This is a genomic window from Micromonospora sp. NPDC047467, assembly GCF_040643095.1.
Classification (GTDB): domain Bacteria; phylum Actinomycetota; class Actinomycetes; order Mycobacteriales; family Micromonosporaceae; genus Micromonospora.
Map to the genome: position 1 here is coordinate 1 of NZ_JBEYTO010000008.1, position 21,251 is coordinate 21,251.

The following is a 21,251-nucleotide window of genomic DNA, read 5'->3' on the forward strand; positions in this document are numbered from 1 at the left end:
GCGCAACCAACACGCCCAACCCAAAACCGGATACGCGATCAACTCCAAGATCCGCCATCCCGATTACCCGTTCAAGGCCGCATGACGAGGCACTAGTTCCTCAGGAAGTTGAACGTCGACCGGGCTCACCAACACGCGAACACGCTCCGGTTCAAGCATGCGCGTGCCGTCGCCCTCAAGGATGACGCAGGGGGCATGCAACGGACCTAGACGGAACTCGCGGCCAAGAGCTATAGGCGCCGCTGACCTGGTGATCATTCGTCGGAGCCGCCGGGCGGCCCACCAAAGCAGTTTCTTGAGCGGGTCCTCGAAGAGGACACCGAAGATCAGGCCGACCGCGGCGCCCGAGATCAGTCCGCCAGGGACGGATGTCAGCCAGTTCCCCAACAACTTCCTCCAACCCTCGAGTAAGCCACTGATCTCACGCTACGGGCGCGAGGCAACCGGCCGAGCCCACCAACACTGCCAAAGGGGGCGAGCGGAATCTAGTGTTCTGTCTCAGTTTTGGCTTGCCACTTGCTGGAGGGTGACGCGTCCACGTCGGACCTTGGCCAGGATCGATTCGGTGGTCGCGGTCCACACGAACGGCTTCGGGTCGTCGTTGTGCACCCGCAGGTACTCCTCGATCGCCTTGACGAGGTCATCCACGCTGCGGAACACGCCACGGCGGATCATCTTCTCGGTCAGTTCGGCGAACCAGCGCTCGACCATGTTCAGCCAGGACGAACTGGTCGGGGTGAAGTGCAGGTGGAAGCGCGGATGCTTGGCCAGCCAGGCCTTCACGTTCGGGTGGGTGTGGGTGCCGTAGTTGTCGACGATCAGGTGGATCTGCAGCTTGCGGGGCACCGACGTGTCGATCGTGCGCAGGAACCGCAGGAACTCGTCATGACGGTGCCGGGCGAAGCACTTGCCGATCACCTTGCCCGTTAGCACGTCCAAGGCCGCGAACAGGGTCGTGGTGCCGTGGCGCTTGTAGTCGTGGGTCATCGTGCCGGCCCGGCCCGGCTTGAGCGGCAGGCTCGGCTGCGTGCGGTCCAGGGCCTGGATCTGGGACTTCTCATCCATGCACAAGACCACCGCCTTGTCCGGCGGGTTCAGGTACAGCCCCACGACGTCGACGAGCTCCTCCTCGAACCGCTTGTCGTTCGACAGCTTGAACGTCTCCACCAAGTGCGGCTTGAGCCCGCGCGCGTCCCATACCCGCTGCACCGTGTCCTTGGAGACCCCCACCTTCGCCGCCATCAACCGGCACGACCAATGCGTGGCCCCCTCGGGCCGCGAATGCAGCGTCAACTCCACGATCTGATCGATCACCGCCTGCGGGATCGAGGCCTTACGGCCCCGACCCGCCGACACCTTGCCCAAATCGGCAAGCCCACGCTCGGCGAACTCCGCCCGCCACGCCCGCACCGTCATCCGGGTCACCCCGGCCAGCACCGCGATATCGGAGTTGGACACCCCGTCAGCCGCGTGCAGCAGCACCCGCGCCCTCTGCACCAGCCGATGCTGCGCAGTACGCGACTTCGCCAAAGAGTCCAGCAGCTCACGCTGGCCCCGATCAAGCACCAACGGTGCGGCAGCACGGCTCACGACCAGCATCATACTTACTGACTACCTAATTGCGCGACACCACGCTAGTGCTAACTGGACGTTTGTTTCGCGTTCGCGTCAGTAGCGGCCGATTTACGCCTCGACCTCGTCAGGGCGATGCGCGGGACCTGACCCAGATTGCACACATTCTGGCCAGCTCTGCCCTGACCAGAATCAGAGCATTTCAGCCCGCGATCGTGTCTGATTCACTTTCACCCGACATCGACGTACATGAGGTCCGTCGATCCGACCCCCAGACGCCGTACGCCTGAATCATGACCGCACGACGAGCCTATCCGTCCGACCTGTCCGACGCCCGATGGGCTCTGATCGCACCCCGCCTGACAGCCTGGCGACAGGCCCGCACCGACGCCGGCGTCAGCGGCCGCACCCCCACCCACGACCTGCGCGAGATCGTCAACGCGATCCTGTACGTCAACCGCACCGGCATCGCCTGGCGCTACCTGCCCCACGACTTCCCGCCCCACCCGACGGTCTACGGCTACTTCGCCGCCTGGAGCAAGGAAGGCATCTTCACCGACCTGAACTACCAGCTCACCGGACTCGTTCGCGACCACCACGGCCGCACCATCGCACCCACCGCGTCCATCATGGACAGCCAGAGCGTGAAGACCTCCACCAACGTCCCACTGGCCACCCAGGGCACCGACGCCGGAAAGAAGATCGTCGGCCGCAAACGCGGCATCATCACCGACACCCTCGGCCTGCTCCTCGCCGTCATCGTCACCGCCGCCAGCGCGAGCGACAACACCATCGGCATGGACCTGTTCGACCAAGCCACCACCACCTACCCCACACTGACCAAAACCTGGGCCGACGCCGGCTTCAAGAACCGCGTCATCGAACACGGCGCCCACCTCGGCGTCGACGTCGAAATCGTCACCAAAGACCCGCAGGTCAAGGGCTTCAGCGTGGTCAAGCGCAGATGGGTCGTCGAACGCACCATCGGCTGGCTCATGCACCACCGCCGACTCGTTCGCGACTACGAAACCCGACCCGACAACTCCGCCAGCATGATCACCATCGCCATGATCGACAACCTCGCCAAACGCCTCACCACCGAAACCACCCCAACCTGGCGAGAACCCCTACAACCACATCACACACAAAATACGTGAATCAGACGTCCTCTTAAGGACGTGTTTGAAAGGTCTGTTGTGGACGGCATGGTGGGTGGCATGACTTCCACCGGCGGGACGGGCAGGGTGGCGCGGTGTCTGCACGCCGTGGCTACCCCTGCGAGCTGACCGATGCCTAGTGGGCGCTGATCGAGCCGCTGCTTCCGGAGCCGAACACAGACGGCCGCCGGGAGAAGCATCCGCGGCGGGAGATCGTTAACGCGATCCTGTACGTGGTGCAGTCCGGGTGCCCGTGGCGGTACCTGCCAGCTGACCTGCCGCCCTGGCAGACGGTGCCCTGGTACTTCACCCGATGGGAAGACTCTGCCGGTCCATCGGAGTTCACCACGGCATCTACTTCCGCACCCTCGCCGAACGGTCACGCCGGGTACACCACCTGCCGGACTGGATGAGGGTCCCGATCGAGCCATTAGCCCACATCGTGACCAGAGACCAGCATCTACCCCGGGGCTGGAGTTTGTCACCGGCATAGTGATCCCCAAACCGTTCAGCCTGGTGCAGTGGCGGCAGAGCGAGGAGTCGACCGCCGGCCTGCACAATCTCGAGCCTGCGGAGTACCTCGTCTGCGATCTCGGCGAGCACACCTCAGGGTCGGTAAGCCCTACACCTACCGGCTTACCAAAGTCGAGGTGGCACGAACATCAGCCGCCACCGTCTTCGTACCGGGCGTCCGCTGGGACCTGGCGTAGGTGACTGTCTCGCCTTACGGCGTGCTGAGGGGAGTCATCGCAACCGCCTGCTTCCTTCGGCGGCGAGTATGGACGTTTGGGTGTCCCGCAACCGGACCAAACCGGCGAGGATTCGTGTGTGTTGAAGCGATCCAAGCAAGAGAGCTGGGTTGAATGGATCATCCCCCTCGTGCTTACCCTGTTACTGGGCTGCTTGTGGTGGCTTTGTGGCCTTCCCATCATCGGGGGGCGGGCTAAGGGTTGGCGGTTTGCCGTGGTTATAGTCGTGCGAGCGGCCATTCTCGCCGGGGGCTTGTGGCTTGTCGACCAGCCCGTCACCCGACTATGGGGTACCGGGGTAATCGTTATTTGCGGCGTGGCGGGTTGGCTGACGATCCTACGCCGGCTCTTGTCGAACGAACGGAAATTGGATCGACAGGACGCGCCCTCTACCGGAACGCTGCCGCCGCTTCGGCCAACTTCGAAGCTGGCGCACCCGCCGTCACGGGAGAATCTTGAGCTGACCGAGCAGATGCGCCGCCTCGTTCTTCAACGGCGCGGGCTCGGGCCCCCGACCGGGACTGGGCGGTCTTCAGCACCTTTCCGCACTTCGGTGCGGTGACAGCCGGCCACGCTGCCCCGCCGCTCGAAGGGGTTGGTCTGGATGTACGGCGTCGATGTCGCCGCTGGCACCGTGACGTACCGGGCCCGGCGTGGCTACACGGTGGCGCTGTCGCTCGAGCCGATGCACGGAAACGAGTGGGGGTGGCGCCGGAAGCGTGCGCGTCGCGGATGGCGATCCTGCCGGACGCACGCGGCGGCAGAATGGAGCTACGCATGTGTTTCGCCGAGCCCGACCTTGCGGGTGGCGTCCGCGGCGAAGCCTACTGGCACCTGCTGACTCTCGGCCCGGTGCCGTGCTGCCGGCTCCGACCGAGGTCATCCGAGCGAGCAACGAGGCGTGCAAACGGGTTATCAGTGAGCCGTTTTCATCCTGAGTAGCGGCCGGTCTCGACGCGGTGCAGGACGAGGATGGCCTGCACGACCGCGGTGGCGCGGTGGGGACAGCAGCGGGGCTTGGTCAGGAGCTTCCAGGTCTTGGGCGTGGCGATGGCGCGTTCGCCGCAGGCGCGGATACGGGCGTGTGAGCGGTTGAAGGGTCCTCTGCCGGCGGGACAACTTTGGCCGGTAGCGGTGACGCTTGAACGGCGTGCGCACGCTCCCGCCGGCTCCTTGGTAGACCATGTCCGCGAACGTCATCACGTCGGCGCTGCTCAGCGCGTCGATTATGCCGTGAACACGGGCGGCGCTCAGGTCATGGGTGGCGCCGGGCAGCGCAGCCGATGCGCAGACCAGGCGACCCGCAGCGTCCGCAATGACCTGCACGTTCACGCCGTGCCGCTTGTGCTTGCCAGCTTGCGGATGCAGTCCATCGCGGTAGCCAGATCGTCGGCCGCTGCGGTGAGCAGGTCGACGGCTTCGCGGACGTAACGCCAGGCGGTGGCGACGCCGATACCGAACCCGGCGGCGAGGCGGGTATAGGTATCGCCGTTGCGCAGATGGGCGAGGGTGAGCAGGGCTTGCCGGCCGGTGTCCAGGCGCCGCCACCGGGATCGACGCTGTCGGCGATGGGTGCGGACAAGCCCGGCGAGGTGGTTCAGGGTTCGACTGGCCAGCGGGATCGTGGCGGGGTAAGACAGCACGGCGAGGCTCCCGGCAGAGGCATCGGATCTTGGTCGACTGCTGTCCTACCTGGAGCCTCCTCTTCATCGATCTCGGTTTTACCACACCCGGCTTGACCAGCACGATCACGATGAAAAGGGCTCAACGATGTAACGGTTCACTGGACTCCGCCACACACCACACCTGTTGGCGCAGAGAGGGGCGTCGAGGTTCGAGGCGCGTGCTCGCCCTGACGCGGTGTCGGTGGCGGCCTTGCCGCGTGTCCTTGGTAATCCGTTAGGTGTCCGAGTCCTCGTCCATGACCGTGATGAAACTGCCCTCGGCAGCGGGCAGGCGGCCGCCGCAGCCGCAGGCTCGCACCTGTTCAGTCCCCCCGACGTCGCTGGGCAGCACGCCCCACCGCGCCGGACGACCGTAGCCGCGACGTGCTGTGCAGCGTCCGGTGGCGCAGGTCTCGACTCCGCCGGGTTTTGACTTCGCCGAGCGGATGGGCATTTCTACGGGTCCTGTCGGCGGGACTTTGTTGCCTGAATGATCGATGTCGAGATGCGGTTGCGCGGCTACCGTCGGCGGTTCATGGTGACGCGTGGGAATGGGTTGTGAGGTATCGTGTCAATGCTCTGCCGAACTGACTGACGCTGCCGGCGGGCTGTGCGCCTCGCCCTGGCTTGAGGGCTATGTACCTGTCGGCCGACCTCAGCGTGGTTAGTTCGCTGCCGAAAGGGGTATCTGCATTGATCGATCGGTTCGCGTCCATCCGGTGGATAGATTTGAGTGCTTCCCCGGATCCGGTCGACCATATTTGCAGTCACACGGGCCCAAAGATAGGCCGTCGACGGTAGCCAGAACACGGTTCGGCCCTTCGCGCCACAGCGGGGGCGTACACGCGGGAAGGACAGCACAACGGACGGAGCAGGTAGCCGCGAGCAGCAGCTCGCCAGGCTCATCTCGGACATTGGACCCTGCGGCGGAGATGAAGTGCTGGCTGCCGCGCAGCGGCGCTGGCCAGGCATGACCCGGGGACGGCTACAGAAGATCCTCGCTGCTGCGATCGGTGCCGGACTCATCCGCGACAAGGATGGGAGCCTCCAAACCGCAGAAGCGGCAGCCTCGCCAAGCTCTGGGCGCCTTCAACCGATGGCGTCGTCGAAGGTTCCCCGCGCCGTAGTAGTCGACGTCGAAGCGGTGGTACGACCCACCGCCGAACGTCCCGCCGGTGACCGGCGTATCTACCAGATCGGCGCTGTCCGGCTGTCGTCTGACGCCACATGGGTCGAGGCGGCGCCGCGGCTCACCGCGTGGGTCAAATTGCCGGACGCCGACTGGGAAGAGCAGCTGCGGTCCGCTTCCGTACGGGGCCAATACGCCACCCGCGCCGTACCTGTCGAGCAGGCACTGCATGACCTGCGGGACTACCTGGCGGACGCGGACATCATTGTGGCTTACAACGGCACCGGCGCCGACTTTCCGATGCTCGACGAAGCGGCCACGGCTGCCCAGCAACCACCGTTCGGCGGGCTGCGCCGCGTCGACGCGCTGTACCTTGCCCATGCCGTCTGGCCGACCGCCCGGTCGTACCGTCTTGCGGAGCTCGCCGACGACGTCAGCGTCGACCGGTCTGGGCTGAACTGGCACCACGCCGCCGACGACGCGGACCTGACCGCCCGCCTGCTGCATCGCGCCGCGGCCGTCGTCGACAGCTGGGATGGCCCGGTGCGGGATCTGCTGCTCGCCGTCAGCGCAGGGTCGCCCAGCTGGGACCTGCTCACGTCGCTACTGGCTGAACCAGCCGGGCCGCCGGCGGCTGACGACGGAGCGGTCGCCGAGGTTCTCGCGGACGTGCTCGGCAGTGGGGACCTGCGCGAACCAACCCGGCGTGGCCGTACCATGCCACCGAACCTGTCGATACCGGCGAACCTGTTCGACCGAATAGGGCGCGTGGACCCGTACGCACTCGCTCAAGTCGCCGCGTCCGGCGCTGTCGAACGCCGACCGGCGCAGCAGCAGATGGCCCAGCTGCTGGCTCGTCAGGTCGCAGCCGGCCGGGACGCGTTGTGTGAGGCGCCGACCGGCACCGGCAAGAGCTACGCGATCCTCGCCGCAGCCCTCGAATGGCTGACCAGCGACCCACGGCGACAGGTGGTCTTGGCAACCTTCACCAAGCAGCTGCAGACCCAGCTCGCCGCCGACATCACCCGGCTCGCGTCGGCCGTACCCGGCCTCGACGACATCGCCGACCTGGTCAAAGGAAAACGCAACCGGCTGTCGCTGCGGGCCCTCGTCGCCGCGCTGACCGACGTGGTGACGGCTGCGGCAGGAGCTGGCCGCAGGGGCGGTCGAAGCCGGTTCGCGGACCATCCCGGCTACCGCGAGTTGCTGGTGTACCTGGTCCGACGGCTCACCACAGCCACGTCGGCACAGCAGGCGTGGGTCGCGCGAAGCGTCGACACTGTAGACGTCCCGGTCTTCCTCGCCGAATACCTCGAAACGACGGCCGGGCCGTTGGTGGGGTTGTGGCTGGCAAGCGTCAGCCAGGAATCCGACGACTACGGCTCCGGCTCCCGATCTCCGCTGGCCCGCATGACCGACACCGTCGCCGAGGCACTCGCAGGGCACCGGTTGGTGATCGCCAATCACGCGCTGCTGCTGAGCAACCCGGACGCGTTCGCAGGTGACACGCTTCTCGTCGTCGACGAGGCACACTCACTCGAAAACGCTGCGACCGGAGCGGCGAGCGCCGAGGTCGACTATCGGGCGGTGGAGAACCTCGTCGCCGAACTGCGCCGTTGGTACACCACGCAGCGCGTCGCGCCGCAGGTGCTCGGCGAGCAGATCACCGAACTGGAACGGATGCTCGACACGGAGGCGATGCCCCGGGCCGCGCGGGCGGTGTTCGACACCGCCGGCGGCGAACCGGGCACCCGGGCGGCGACCGTGGCCAGCCCTTTCGGTGGGCTCGGCGGTAGCGCCCCGGCCCGACAGCTGCTTGCCAGACTCGAAAGCCTCGCCGTCGTCGCCGGTAACGTCTGTCGGCAGATGTCTGGTCACCTCGGATCGGCTCAGATGCAGGCCGCGTCATGGTGGGAACGGGAACGGGCCGCGTCGCTGGCCGCCCGGGTGGGAACCCTGGGGGAAGCCGCCGACCGGATCGTCGCCGACGCCCGTGACATCCTCGACCCGCCCCGGCCCGACAGCTCTGCCGGGGATCCGGCCAGCGCCGAAGACACCATAGGTGACGCCGATGCGGGGGAGACGGTGGCCCCGGTCGACCCGCTCGAAGAACAGCTCGGAGAGGACGGCAGCGGCATCACCCGGCCGGACCTCGGAGCGGGCGACCCCGGGCCCGCCGCGGCACCGATAGGGTCGAACCGCGTCGTGTTCGCCACCGAATTGGAGATCGACGCCCTGAGCGTCTCCGCTCGCCGGTACGCGTTCTCGATGACGTCCGCGCCGATCGAACTGGCCCGCGACCAGCAGTGGGCGCTGGCCCGTTCCCGGTTCGCCCGAACCTTCTTCGTCTCGGCGACGCTGCAGGTGTCCGGCAGGTGGGACTACATCCGTAACCGGCTCGGGCTCGGCTCCGACGTGGACGCCCACTACCTGTCCGGCCCGTTCGACCTCGCCGCCCAGGCCCGGCTGGTGTGCCTGACCGACTTCCCCAGCTGGGCCGAACAGACCGACGGCGCGGTCCGCACCGTCGCCCACCAGCTCGCTGGCTACGCCCGCGAGGTCGTCCGCCCCGCGGCCGCCGCCGGAGACGACGGGCCGAGTGCCGACGGGTTCACCGGCGGTGGGCTGGTGCTGACCACGTCGACCCGGGCGGCGTCCGCGATCGCGGAGAGGTTACTGGCCGAACTGCCGGCGGCCGCGCCGGGCGTTCCGGTCACGGTCGCCCCGCTGCTCGGCAACGCCCGGGCGGCGCGGGCGTTCACCGAAACTGGCGGGTTCTGTGTGGCGACCCGTGGCATGTGGCAGGGCGTCGACTTCCCCGCCGACCGGCTATCGCTGGTGTGGATCAACAAGCTGCCATTCGCGCCGTTCGCCGACCCGATCGTCGCCGCCCGCCGTGCCGCCGTCGCCCGCCGTGCCACGGACACCGGCCATCCGGACCCGGACCGAGTCGCGACCGAGTCGTACTACCTGCCCCTGGCGGCGATGGACCTGCGGCAGGCGGTCGGCCGGCTCATCCGGTCGGCCCACCACCGCGGTGTCGTCATCATCAGCGATCGCAAACTTGCAGGGCAGACCGCGCTGCGGCGAAGCTACCGTCGAGTATTCCTCGAGTCTCTCGACCCCGGCCTGCTGATGGCCGACCCCGACACCGGCGAGAAGGCCGGCGGGAACCTGATGAGCATGGCCGAAGGCTGGGAACGCGTCTGGCGGTTCCTCGCCGACTCCGGCCGAATTACACCTGAACGCGCCGATGAGTTGTGCACCCCGGACGCGCTCGTCGAACACACCCTGCTTCCCGCCACCCGCAAAATCCTCGCCGCCCGCATCGACGACGAGACCGAGGTGGTAGCCCGCGCCGACGGCAAGCTAGGCGACCTGTTGGTCGAGCGCTGCGCCCAGATCGCCGGCTACCTGCGGTTCTCCGACGCCCCGCTGCAGCTGCGACCCCAACAAGAGCACGTGATCCGCGCCGTCGCCGACAACGCCGACGTGCTCGCGCTCCTACCGACCGGGTTCGGCAAGTCCTACACATTCCAGCTCCCCGCGCTCGCGCTGACTGGCGTCACCGTCGTCGTGTCACCGTTGGTCGCGCTGATGGCCGACCAGGCCCTCGAGCTGAACGCGAGCGTCGGCGGCGCGGTCCGGGCCCTCGTCGGGCCGATGGCGGAGTCCAACAGTCGCCGCGGCAAGACCGAGGTCGCCGAGCAGCTCAACGGCACCCACGACCACGGCATTAAGCTCATCTACATCTCGCCCGAACGTCTGGGCAATCGGCGGTTCCAGCAACTGCTGCGAATCGGTGCGGCGAACGGGCAACTGCGCCGGGTCGCCGTCGACGAAGCACACACGTTCGTGCAGTGGGGCGATGACTTCCGCCCCAGCTTTCGCCGCGCCGCCGGTCTGCTCACCCAACTCCGGCAACAGCATGGGGTACGGATCACCGCGGTCACCGCTACGGCCAACCGTGGGGTACGGGCCGGGCTGCGCAGCGGGCTGTTCGGCCTGCCCGACGAGCCGAGCGTCGGTGAGCCGCTGGTCACCGTCACCGCAGACCCGCTGCGCCCGGAGCTTGCGATCTACCGGCGGACGTTCCGGGCCGCCGGCCCGAACATCGTCGCCGGTCTGGCCGAGGCGGTCACGTCCGCCTGCGACGACCACGCGATTTTCTACTGCCTTACCGTCCGGGAAGTCGACGCGCTCTATGCGCATTTGCGCGAGTTCGTCGGCGAAGGAGAAACCCGGCGGGTGCGCCGGTTCCACGGCCGGTTGTCGGAGGCGGAGAAAGCCGCAGTCCTCATCGAGTTCCGCGACGCGCCGAAAAAAGGCGAGGAGGGGTTCGTCCCGCTGCTGATCGTGGCGACCAGCGCATTTGGGCTCGGCGTCAACCGTGGCGACATCCGCTGCGTTTTCGTTGTCTCCCCACCCACCGACCTCGCCGGGCTGTATCAGCAGCTTGGCCGCGCCGGCCGCGACCAGGCCGGACGGGACCCGGCCGAGATCACCGCACCGTCGTATGGGCTCGCCCTCGGCACGGGACGGGGCTTCCGGACCGTTGCATGGATGATCTCCCAGGCCCTGCCGGATCCGACGCTGCGACGTATCGGCAGGGCCGTCCTATCCGCAGCACAGGGCAGGGGAGTCCTCGACCCGGACTTGGTCGCCGACACCGTCATTGGCGAGGAGGTCACCGCTGGGTGGATGTCACTCGACGACGCCCGCAAACCGGCGACGGCGGCGATGTACAGGACCGCAGTCATCCGGGCGCTCGCCGCGCTCGCCGACGCCGGAACCATCGACGACGGCGGAGACTTCCCCGCGACCGTCGTGCTGACCCCGCTCGACGACCCGGTCTCATGCCCCGACGTTCTTGCGGCCGCCGCGACTGTCGTCCAGCAGCTCACCACCATGCGACCGGGCCGTCACCGGTTGACCGAGGTGCACCGGCAGCTCACCGCCGCAGTGGACGGATACGACGACCTTGTCGCCGACGCTGCCGGCACCTGGGCGTTGCTGGCGACCCTGCATGACCTTGGTGTCGTTGACGTCTCTCAGGCCGGCAACAACCAGACACTGGTTTCGGTGGGAATGCTCGGCCGAGCAGGCAAACTGCCCGCGGACTTCGGCGCCCGGATGAATGCCCACCGGGCCCGGCTCACCACCGAACTGACCGCGTTGCGGGACTGGTACGTGGAGTCCACCCGGTGTGCCAACGTCGGCTTCACCGAGTACTTCGGGCAGGCCGGACAGCCGGTGCCGGACGGTACCTGCAGCACCGCCGCCTGCCGCTGTTCTACTTGCTGGTCGACCAGCAGCGACACCACCTCGACACCGGCGCTGCTGAACGCGTTGAACACCCCGCGGCCGCGGCCGTCCGCCGACCGCGACGGCGCCCCGTACCAGGCGGCGGTTGACCGGTACGTGCGGGCGTTGCTGTGGGACAACTACCGAGGGCTGACCGCCGGAATGCTGCACAGGGTCCTCCGAGGCGACGACTCGTACCTGTCCAGCCTGTCCGGGCGCCTGCGGCCGCTGTGGCCGCAGCTGCTCTATCACCGGCTGCGCGGTGTCGATCCCGGTATCAAGCTCACCCACGTCAACGACGCGCTCATCCGGCTGGGCAACGCCGGCGAGGCGGTGCTGACCGACCTCGGCCGGGTGTGGCGGCTTCGCCGGCACGTTGACCATGACAAGTCCCGCGCCGTGGTATCGGCCCGGTAGGCCGAAGCAGGAGCACGCCGATGATTGTGACCGCAACACCCACATGGCGGCCGTTTCACGACGAGCCATTGTTCACCGACGACCTGCTGCACGGCGTCGACGACATACCCGAAGCCTCGCGGGCGGCCGTCATCACCTATCTCGAGCAGGTGGCCCACGTCCGCCGGGCGCCGCTGCACACCACCACGGCGTTCAACGCGCTGCACTTCGGTTTTGACCCGCAGACTCGGGGCTACCAGGCCGCGGTGCTCGACCCTGAGCTGTTCGTCCGGCTGGATACCGGCACCGTGGCCCTGCCCGTGCTGCCCGTCGGCACGTTCGTACGTATCGAACGGGGCCAGCAGTCGCTGTGGGCCGAAGTCGTCGCCCGGTTCGGCGCCCACGACGAGACCCATTCCGACGGGTGGGTTCCCGCGCACCTGTCGGGAGCACCGGCCACCCTCGACGCCATGGGCTGCCGGCCGGAACGCGTGATCCTCGACCCTGAGGCATTCGGTGCGCCACTGACACCACGGGAACGCGTCGAACTGCGCCGACTGCGCCAACGCGGCGTGCTCCTCGACGACCGCGGCCACCTGACCGGGAAGGTCTGCTACCCCAACCCGAAGGTCGCCGACCTGGACGACACCGCCCTGTACGCCCACCATCTACTTACCGCAGGGAAACCGCTGTTGGTCGGTGGACCGCTCGGCGGGCTACTGATCGACCCACACGACGACGACACTCTCGCCATGGCGCTGCAGACCGCGCTCGACACCATCGACAAACTGCTGGACCAAACACCGCATCTGCGTCGCTGGGGCGCGTACGCTACCCCCGCCGAACGGTACGAGCGCCGCCGCGACCGTCCGGGCCTACTTGGTGGGGCAGACCTTGACGACGTCACTCACGCCGCTACCCGGGCCACGCTTGAGCCCCGGTTCACCGGAGTGTGGCCGCTGCTGGCCGGCTGGGTCGACTCGGCAAAGGTGACAGACCCTGAGCAGGTCGACGTCGACCCGCTCGAACTCACTGCCGCAGCCGAGGCGGTTGCGCACGTCAATCTCGCCATAGCCGACGTCGCCACCTCCGCCGTCGACGGTCTGCTCGTCGACGGTGTCCATTTACGTATCGACGACAGGTGGCAAGCCGCAGGGGTCTGGCTCGCCCAGCCGGAACCGGTCCAGACCGACGTGCGTGGCGTCGACCCGCTGCGACCTCTCGCGCTCGGCTACCACGAGTCGCTACCCAGCAGCAGCTTCGCTAGCGACACCCCACCGGATCGGGACCTCTCAGACCGGCAGCCGGACGACGGGACAGCCGGTCAGCCGGACGGGGCCGACACGGACGCCGCCGCGGATGGTAAGGGTCGCGACACAGGTGAGGACACCCCGACCGGCGGGAACCAGGTACGGCAGGAAACCCGACCGGACGACGCGGACCCGGACGCTGCCGATATCGACCTGCCCGACGGATCGGACGACGATGCCGTCGAGGACGCGATTGTCGTTGAACACCTCCACGACAGCCTCGTTGTCTACACCGTTGCGTTACGACCGGTCCACCTCGACAGTGACGCGCTGCCGCTACCGGACCACGTCGACGACCTGCTCGCCGACGGTACTCTCGTCATCGAACTGCACCACGACGGCGACAACCTCGACGACAATGAGCGAATCCAGCAGGTCGAGCGGTCAGACGGCGAGCTGTCGGGGTTTGCCTGGCCGCTGTCGTTCTACCCGGGGATCAAGGTTACCGTCGCGGTCGCCCGCGGCGCCCGGAGGCTGTCAGCGGCCACGACACTGCTCACCAAGCCGCTGCTCCACGGTGCGGCCTTCCGGTGGGCGGCTGACGTCAAGATCCTCGCCGCCGCACTCGGCATCGACCTCCCAGATGTTGGCCCGCAGACACCGGAGCAAACAGTCCCTAGGGCGGCGAACCCGAATGTGCCCGCCCGCCACCAGGGCATCGATCCACTACGCAAACTTATCGTCACCGCGCTGCGCCGACATGGTGCCGCCGGATCGTTCGGCGCGCGTCGCCTGACCGGCCCGCAACTCTTCACCGCCTTGTTCGGTCCGGACTTGTCCAACCCGGCCCTGATGTGGCAGGTGATCTACACCTGCGATCGACTGGTGGACGCGGGCAAGCTCACCTGCGAACCAAACCAGGGACGTCCCGACAAGCCAGGCAGCGGCGGCCCGGACACGTTCGTATGGTGGCCCGACGACGCGGCCCGCCGGCAGGCACAGGCGCACAGTGATCAGCAGCGCCGCGTGGCTCTGCGGGGCAAGGTTCACGAGCACTGGGTTCCACCAGGCACACGCGCTCTGCCCGGCGGATACCAGGCCAGCGACGAAGCACGGTCCGCGTACGCCGAGTTCGTCAGAAAGGTGCGCGGCCCGAAAGCCGACACCCGACTTCCAACCGGCTACACCTTCGTCAGAGGCCACACCCGGGGGAGTGAACCCGGGTCATCCTGGTTGAGTCTGACGTGACACGACATGGGCCACGCATCACGCTCGTCCTTGTCGGTGTCTGCTCTGTCGGAAATTCCGTAGCTACCGGTCGATCCGGCCCCGTCCGTTCTACGTCGACCGTCGAATAGGAGATCCACCCCCAGATGACCAGCCGTCCCCGACGCCCGCGCCACGACCACTCTCATCATCATCCACTTGTCTGCGACGCGGAGGAGTTCACGCGGCTGGCAGCCAGCGAGACTGATCCGTTGGCGCGGGAGCTGCACGCCGCGAAGGCTCACCTCGCCGGACAGCTGGAGCGCCTCGGCGACCCTGTCGACAACGCGCTCGAGGTTCTCACCCCGGAAGAGTTCACCGACGTGGTGTGGCGCCAACCCAACCCCGGTCGTACGAACTTTCTACGCAGACACCGTGTACCATCCGCGCGGCGTCTCGCGCCAGCCGCGGCAGCGATGGGGTTGTCGCGTCTGCGTAGTTGCCCCCCTGATCAACGGCTGCGCGACGCCCGCTACATCACCACCTCCGTGGTGCGGGGATTGTGGGCGCACCTGATGCGTTGGGTGGACGACCTCGACAACGAGGCCCTGCGCAGGGCTTTGACGGAAGACCCCGCACAGACAAACGCTGTCCGACTGATGGTTGTCACACACTGGTACGACGCGCCGGAAGCGGTCGCTGCCCTCCGATGCGCTCTCACTGGTGGGCTGGCGCTCCCCAGCTGGCCGGTCGATGTGGTTGACGGTGCCGTGGACGCCTGCGCGCGATTGGAGGCGGTGTGGCTCGACCAGGACGACGACCAGGATCCAGACTGGGCAACATTGGGGATGGACGCGACCACGACCAGCGGCATAGAGCACCCCGTCATCCCGCAAATGCGCCAGGATGGTGACTCTGCGGGTACTCGAACGGGAGCGGACCCGGAACCCGCAGGGGCGGGCGAGGTAGCCGCGGGTCGGTCCTCCCACCACGGGCCGCCGGACGCGGCAACACTCACCACGGCCGCCGACGAACTCGCGCTGGCGTTGGATATCACCCGCAGAGCGGTGCACCAGCTCAACCAGTGCATAGCGGCCGGCTGGCTACCCAGGGCCAGCATCATTGAACCCATCCCCGCGTTGTACCGCGCCGTCGAACGCGCGCAGCAGCTCATCGAACGGGCGGAGACCGAATACGCGCCGTATCCCGTTTCCGGCGAGGGTGTGCTGTTCGACGCCAGCGTCGATCCGACCGTGGCGGCGGACTGCGGTGCGCTCATCCGGACTTTGAAGGCAGCGGCCGAGGCGGCACAGGAAGACCAGGAGACACGTGACCAGCTGCGACGTCTGACGACGCTAGAGGGACCCGAGACGTCCCGTGCTGTCATCGCAGAGATCCGCGAGCTGGCGCGGGATTTGACGCAGACGACCCGACGAAATGACATCAGCCGCGATCATGTGACTGCGCTGATGGCCCTGCTGCGGCTCATCGACGCGGCCGCCGACGGCGACTCCACCGCGGCGATGCAGTACTACACGATCGCCCACCAACATCTCCCGTCAGCGCTGACACCGGTCGTGGCGATCGCCCTCATGCAGCAGCTCACTGTGGTGGCCGACGCTCCTGAACTCGTCGAAGCCAGCGATGCCGACCAGGAACCCTTTTCGCTTGACGCGTGGCTCGACGCCCTGGAGGCTCCCGACGCACACGGATCGGAGACGGCCGAACCCGCACCGGACAACGCACCCGACGACGGGCCCACGCCAACCGCGGGACACGACGAAATTGCGCTGGCTCAGGCGATTAGCGTGTCACCCGCCGAGGACGCGGCACCGCGCGTGGGGGACGACCAGCAGACGGCCGGCGACCACGCGTCTGAGCCCGGCCAGCCGGACCCCCGTGACGCTGTCGGAGTCGAACCCGCCGACCCGGACATTACCGCTGACCCGGCCGCTACGAGCGTGCGGGGAGTTGTCACCGACAGCACCCACGCCTCGCCGGATTCCGATGATCTACCCGACGACGTTGACGGCCTCGACACCACCGATGACGCACCCAGAGTTGGCGTTGTCGCCCAAACGGACGCCGCCGACGGTCACCCCACTCAGCAGGTCACCGGGGGTCAGGATCCGGCCGCCGGCGAGCTGATCGCGTCGCTGCTGCGCCACCGCCAGTACTGCCTGGCCTACCACGCGGCGACCGCAGCCGGACGGGGCCCTCACGCGCAGGCGCTGCGAGTCTTCACTTTCGCTGAGGCGGTCCGCAGCGAGACCGGCCCGACGGCGGTGGCGCTGCGCACTGCCATCGGAGACCTGCGCGTGCACCACCTGGACGGCAACCGTCCGGCGCAACTGGCACTACTGGCCGGGGCGGTCCGTGCCGCGCTGGTCATCGCCGACCCGTCCGCCGGCGAAATCGTCAAAGACGTGGTCGCGAACCTGCACGAGTTGCCCGCTACCAGCAAGCTCGCCAGCGCGGTCGGCGTCGCATCCGCACAAGGACTGCTGTCTAACAGCGCCCTACTGAAGGCGCTCGCGCCGATCGCGGGTGCGGACAACGACATCGCGACCGCCGCCGCGCAGGCCGCCCGGGAACGCACCAAGCCGCGCACGATCCGGTTCGCCCGAGCCAACCAGGTCGTCGAAAGCTGGTGGTCGTCGTTCGGCCTGATCGGATCGCTGCTCGACATCGCCGCTAATGATCGCCGAGCCGAGGTTGATACCGTCGCCGAAGCCCTACGCAAGCTCCTCAAACGAGACCAGCTTGCACAGGAACTCGGACGAGAAGACGCCAAGCTGCGTGGCACCAGCGGACGGCCACTGGAAGGCCCGGCTCGGCGCCGGCTGCTCGACCACGCGATGGAGTCCCTTGATGCGGTCGGCAACTGGGTCGACGCTGTCCGGACGGACCCGGGCCCGGAGCAGTCCAACACACCGGTACCGACCGTGCTGGCCGAGCTGCGCGCGGCGGTCCACCGCGAGTTCGCCGCCGCGCACGAAGAGCTACAGATGCTGGCCGACACCAACGCGAACGTGGTGCTGGCCGCTGCCGCGGGCGCTTGCTTGGCAAGCCTCACCCGAAGCGTCCAGCTGCTGGACGGCAGCAGTCTCACCGGCACCGAACCTGACCCGGCCACGGTCCTCAACCGGGAACTGCTGCGCAGCCCTTCATTGCGGATGGATGACAAGCTCCACCCTCTCGACCAGATCACCATAGAGCACATCGCGACCGCTGCCACGACCAGCTGGACTGTGGCCTTCGACGGTCGCCTCGCCAACGAGGATTATGTCGCCGCGCGGACCATCGTCGACGCAGTCCCCGAATCCGACGAGGGGCAGGCCGAGGCGATGTCCGCCCGGCTCGAGCAGAACATCACCCGGTCCCGCACAGAGCTAAAGACATGGCGGGCGGTGGTGTCGGCACGCGTGGACAAGGCTGCACGGCTGGGCCAGCTCGGCTCCACCGAGTACGCACAGGTGATCGCGCAACTGGAGGCCGCACGGGTCGACCGGCGCGACCTCGGTGCCGTCCGCCGTCAACTCGACGGGATCTCCGAGGACCTGCCTACTTACGCCGAGCAGGCGAAGCAGGCGCTAAGGACGCGTGCCCAACAGGAACTCAATGCGGCAGCCGGCCGGGTAGCCGACACCGCGGCGGAGACGATCACTGCCTGCATAGACACCGGCGACCTTGCCACCGCCGAGGAATACCTCCTCAGCGCCCTCGCCGGTGAGGTGCCCCCGACTGCAGCGGCGTCCGGGCACCTAGCGGAGTTCATGACCGTCGCGAAAACGTTCCGCGGTGGCGTCGACGCCGAACTCGTCCGGGCCGCGCAGGACGGCACCACCGCTAGCGGCCTGGACTTCAGCCGCCTGTCCGACGCCGCTCGCACCGCCGCTCACGACGGGCTGAAGCACTGGCTGGAGATGAAGACGAACCGCCACCAGCGGACCATGCGGATGAAGTCGGTGTTCGCGTCGGCGCTGCGGCTGGCCGGCATAGAGTTCACCGGCGAGCGTCAGCCGTACAAGCTGACGATCGCGCCGAACCGCAAGTGGATTGAGCTGACCGGGTTCAAACGGATGCCGCGAGCTGTGGTGCCCGCGTTCGGCACGCTAACCGATGACCGGTTGAAGATGATGATGTGCTGGGGTGTCCAGGACGCCCAGACGCTGCTGACCTGGATTGCGCAGGATCCGAGCACGGACCCGATCCTGGTCGCTCTGTTCGGCACGATGACGCTCGACCAGCGCAACATGCTGGCGAAGGCGTGCGCCGAGCGAGCCGACCGGCCGGTCATGGTCCTCGACGACGCGGCGATCGCCTACCTGGCGACGACCGGCGGCGGCCAGTTCCCGACCACGGAACGGATCCTGCTGCCGTTCGCGGCGACGAACCCGTACCACCCGCACGCGATCGGCAACGTTCCCCAGGAGATGTTCTTCGGCCGGACCAACGAGCTGCAGCGGGTGATCGAGCCGTTCGGCTCCAGCCTCATCTACGGCGGCCGCCAGCTGGGTAAGTCCGCGCTGTTGCTGGCCGCTGCACGACAGTTCGAACTCGTACCCGAACGGGTCGCGGTGTACCTATCGCTACCGGGAGGGTTCGGCTCAACCGACCAGGTCGACGACCTGTGGAGCATGCTTGCCGACAAGCTCAACCAGCGCGACATCGTTCCGCCCCGACGTCGACCCCGCGACGGCGCCCAGTTCGTCGAGACCGCCGTGAACGCGTGGTTGGACGCAAACCCGAACCGTCGACTGCTGTTGCTGCTCGACGAGTGCGACGGGTTCTTCGACGCCGACGCCAAGGCAGGTTTCCGGCACACGACCCGGCTGCGGGACTTGATGAACACGACCAATCGGCGGTTCAAGCCTGTGTTCGCTGGTCTGCACCAGGTGCAACGTTTCGCGCACTTGCCTAACCAGCCACTTGCTGGCGCGCACTTTGGTGACCCGATCGCGATCGGGCCGTTGGCGCCGGACCCGGCGTACCGGCTGATGTTCACCCCGATGGAGACCCTCGGGATTACGTTCGAGGCCGACGAACTCGTGCACCGGGTACTGGCCTACTGCAACTACCAGCCGAAGCTGCTGCAGCTCGTCGGTGAGGCCTTGGTGCGCGAGTCCCTGAGCCGCCGTGGCGCTGAGGGCCCGAACTACCTAATCCGGGACGAGGACCTTGAGCGGGTCTTCGGCTCCGACACCGTGAAGCAGAAGGTCCGCGAGACAGTTCAGCTCACCCTCAACCTCGACTCGCGGTACAAGTTGATCGCCCTCGTCGTCGCACTCGACGCGCTCACCAACGGTGCCGACCATGCGATCGACACGAACATGCTGCGCGACGAATGTCAGGACTGGTGGCCGGAAGGCTTCTCGCGACTACGCCCGGATGAGTTCCGCTCGCTGCTGTCGGAGATGAGCGGGCTGGGCGTTCTCGCCGAGAAGGGTGGACAGTGGCGGCTGCGGTCGAGCAACGTGCTGCGGCTCTTGGGAACCAAGGAGACGATCGAAGACGAGCTGTGCGAGCAGGACTGGAGCGCGTCGGTCACCCACCTGTCGGCCGAGCAGGCACGCCGCACTCTCAAAGATGGGTCGATCTCGCCGCTGACGGAGAGACAGCTCGCCACACTGATCGAACGGGGCAATCGGCTGCTGGTTGTCGTGGGCACCCCGGCTACCGGCATCGACCGAGTGGAGACGTTGCTAAAGGAGGAGGCGTCCCGGACCGGGGCACGCTTCACCCTTCACGTCGCGTCAGGTCCGTCGTCGTACAGGAAGGAACTGGTCGGTGGCACGGCCGGAGACAAGCACCGGGTGGTGTTGTCGAAACTGTCCGGTACGCGGCTGGAAAATGCGGTCGGGTCGCTGGTGAACGAGCAGGAGATGCTGCCGAACGCCGGCGTCACCCGGTCCGTGGTTGCCGTTGTGGATGCGAGCACCAGCGACCTGTTCGTCCAGCCGGGCGCGCCGGACCTCAGCGAGTTTACCGACCAGATCATCGTGATGCGTCGCCTGTCACCGGCCGGTCTTCGTTCTTGGGTGGCGTCCGAAACCGATAAGGTCGCCTCCTTCAGCGACGACGCCAGCCAGAGAATGTTGATGGAGGCGACCGGAGGCTGGAGGATCCTGCTCGACGAGGCCGTCCAACACCCCGCGTCCGGTCGCAGCGCACGTCGTGTATGCGAGACCATCAGCGCGAAACTGGCCAGTGGCGAGCTCGCGGTGAAGCTCATCGAGGAGGTCGGCATCGCCGACAACGCGACCCTGGTCACCGCGTTCAACGAGATGCTGGGGTTCAACGAACCGATGACCCCCGAGGATCTGACCGCGCTATTCGAGGTGACCCACTGCGGAGGCGCCCGGTCGGTGGCCATGTTGCGATACCTCGACGTCGTCGAAGAACGGTCCAGCGACGGGAAGTTGGAGCTCGAGCCGGTATTCGCAGCAGCGTGGAAGACCGTCCGAGGACAGTGACCGCCTAGATCGACAGCATGGTGAGCCCGGTAGCAAAACTGCTGCCGGGCTCGCCACGAGGCCAGATATACCTTTGATCACGACTGCTTCCACCAGCCCTGGGAGGAACCGTGGGACATGGACTGGTCGTGGCCGGTCGCTGTTGACGGGGTTCAGCGGTTGAAGACAGCCCTTGCCCGGTGCCCGGATCCACTGCAGCCGTCTTGCGGATGCCCGATGCACCGATCGTTGCGGGACAGCACCGAGGGGCCAGTGCCGCGCCGGATTCCGGTGACAATTGTGCTGACCGAGGATGGGCTGCCGCAGGTGCGGTCCGTACGCATGCGGTAAGGCGTGCAGGGACCGGTG

The 21,251-nt window shown here is 67.4% G+C and carries 5 protein-coding genes and 2 pseudogenes; 5 read left to right on the forward strand and 2 right to left on the reverse strand.

Going from position 1 to position 21,251, the window contains the following annotated elements; genetic code table 11:
• Nucleotides 1–498: 498 nt before the first annotated feature.
• On the reverse strand, nt 499–1,569 hold the full coding sequence (locus tag ABZ780_RS22045) for an IS630 family transposase (RefSeq protein WP_357487535.1): 1,071 nt from the start codon (nt 1,567–1,569) through the stop codon (nt 499–501).
• Nucleotides 1,570–1,865: 296 nt separating this feature from the next.
• Here ABZ780_RS22045 and ABZ780_RS22050 point away from each other — a divergent pair, with 296 nt between their 5' ends.
• Together ABZ780_RS22050 and ABZ780_RS22055 are read left to right on the forward strand one after the other, a co-directional pair.
• Entirely contained in the window at nt 1,866–2,729 is an 864-nt protein-coding gene (locus ABZ780_RS22050) for an IS5 family transposase (RefSeq protein WP_357487219.1), read from the forward strand.
• A 146-nt stretch (nt 2,730–2,875) separates the two neighbouring features.
• Nucleotides 2,876–3,052: pseudogene (locus ABZ780_RS22055) on the forward strand (transposase); the annotation flags it as partial.
• Nucleotides 3,053–4,407: 1,355 nt separating this feature from the next.
• Here ABZ780_RS22055 and ABZ780_RS22060 read toward each other — a convergent pair.
• Nucleotides 4,408–5,121: pseudogene (locus ABZ780_RS22060) on the reverse strand (transposase family protein).
• A gap of 1,117 nt (nt 5,122–6,238) precedes the next feature.
• Here ABZ780_RS22060 and ABZ780_RS22065 point away from each other — a divergent pair.
• The 3 genes from ABZ780_RS22065 (at nt 6,239) to ABZ780_RS22075 (ending at nt 20,903) form a co-directional block, all read left to right on the forward strand.
• Nucleotides 6,239–11,992: a DEAD/DEAH box helicase gene (locus ABZ780_RS22065; protein WP_357487221.1), complete on the forward strand. Its 5,754-nt coding sequence runs from the start codon at nt 6,239–6,241 to the stop codon at nt 11,990–11,992.
• Between the two features lie 20 nt (nt 11,993–12,012).
• On the forward strand, nt 12,013–14,469 hold the full coding sequence (locus ABZ780_RS22070; RefSeq protein ID WP_357487223.1) for a hypothetical protein: 2,457 nt from the start codon (nt 12,013–12,015) through the stop codon (nt 14,467–14,469).
• 125 nt (nt 14,470–14,594) lie between these two features.
• Nucleotides 14,595–20,903 (forward strand): hypothetical protein, encoded by a 6,309-nt coding sequence (locus ABZ780_RS22075; RefSeq protein ID WP_357487224.1) that lies wholly within the window; start codon nt 14,595–14,597, stop codon nt 20,901–20,903.
• The last annotated feature ends 348 nt before the right edge of the window (nt 20,904–21,251 follow it).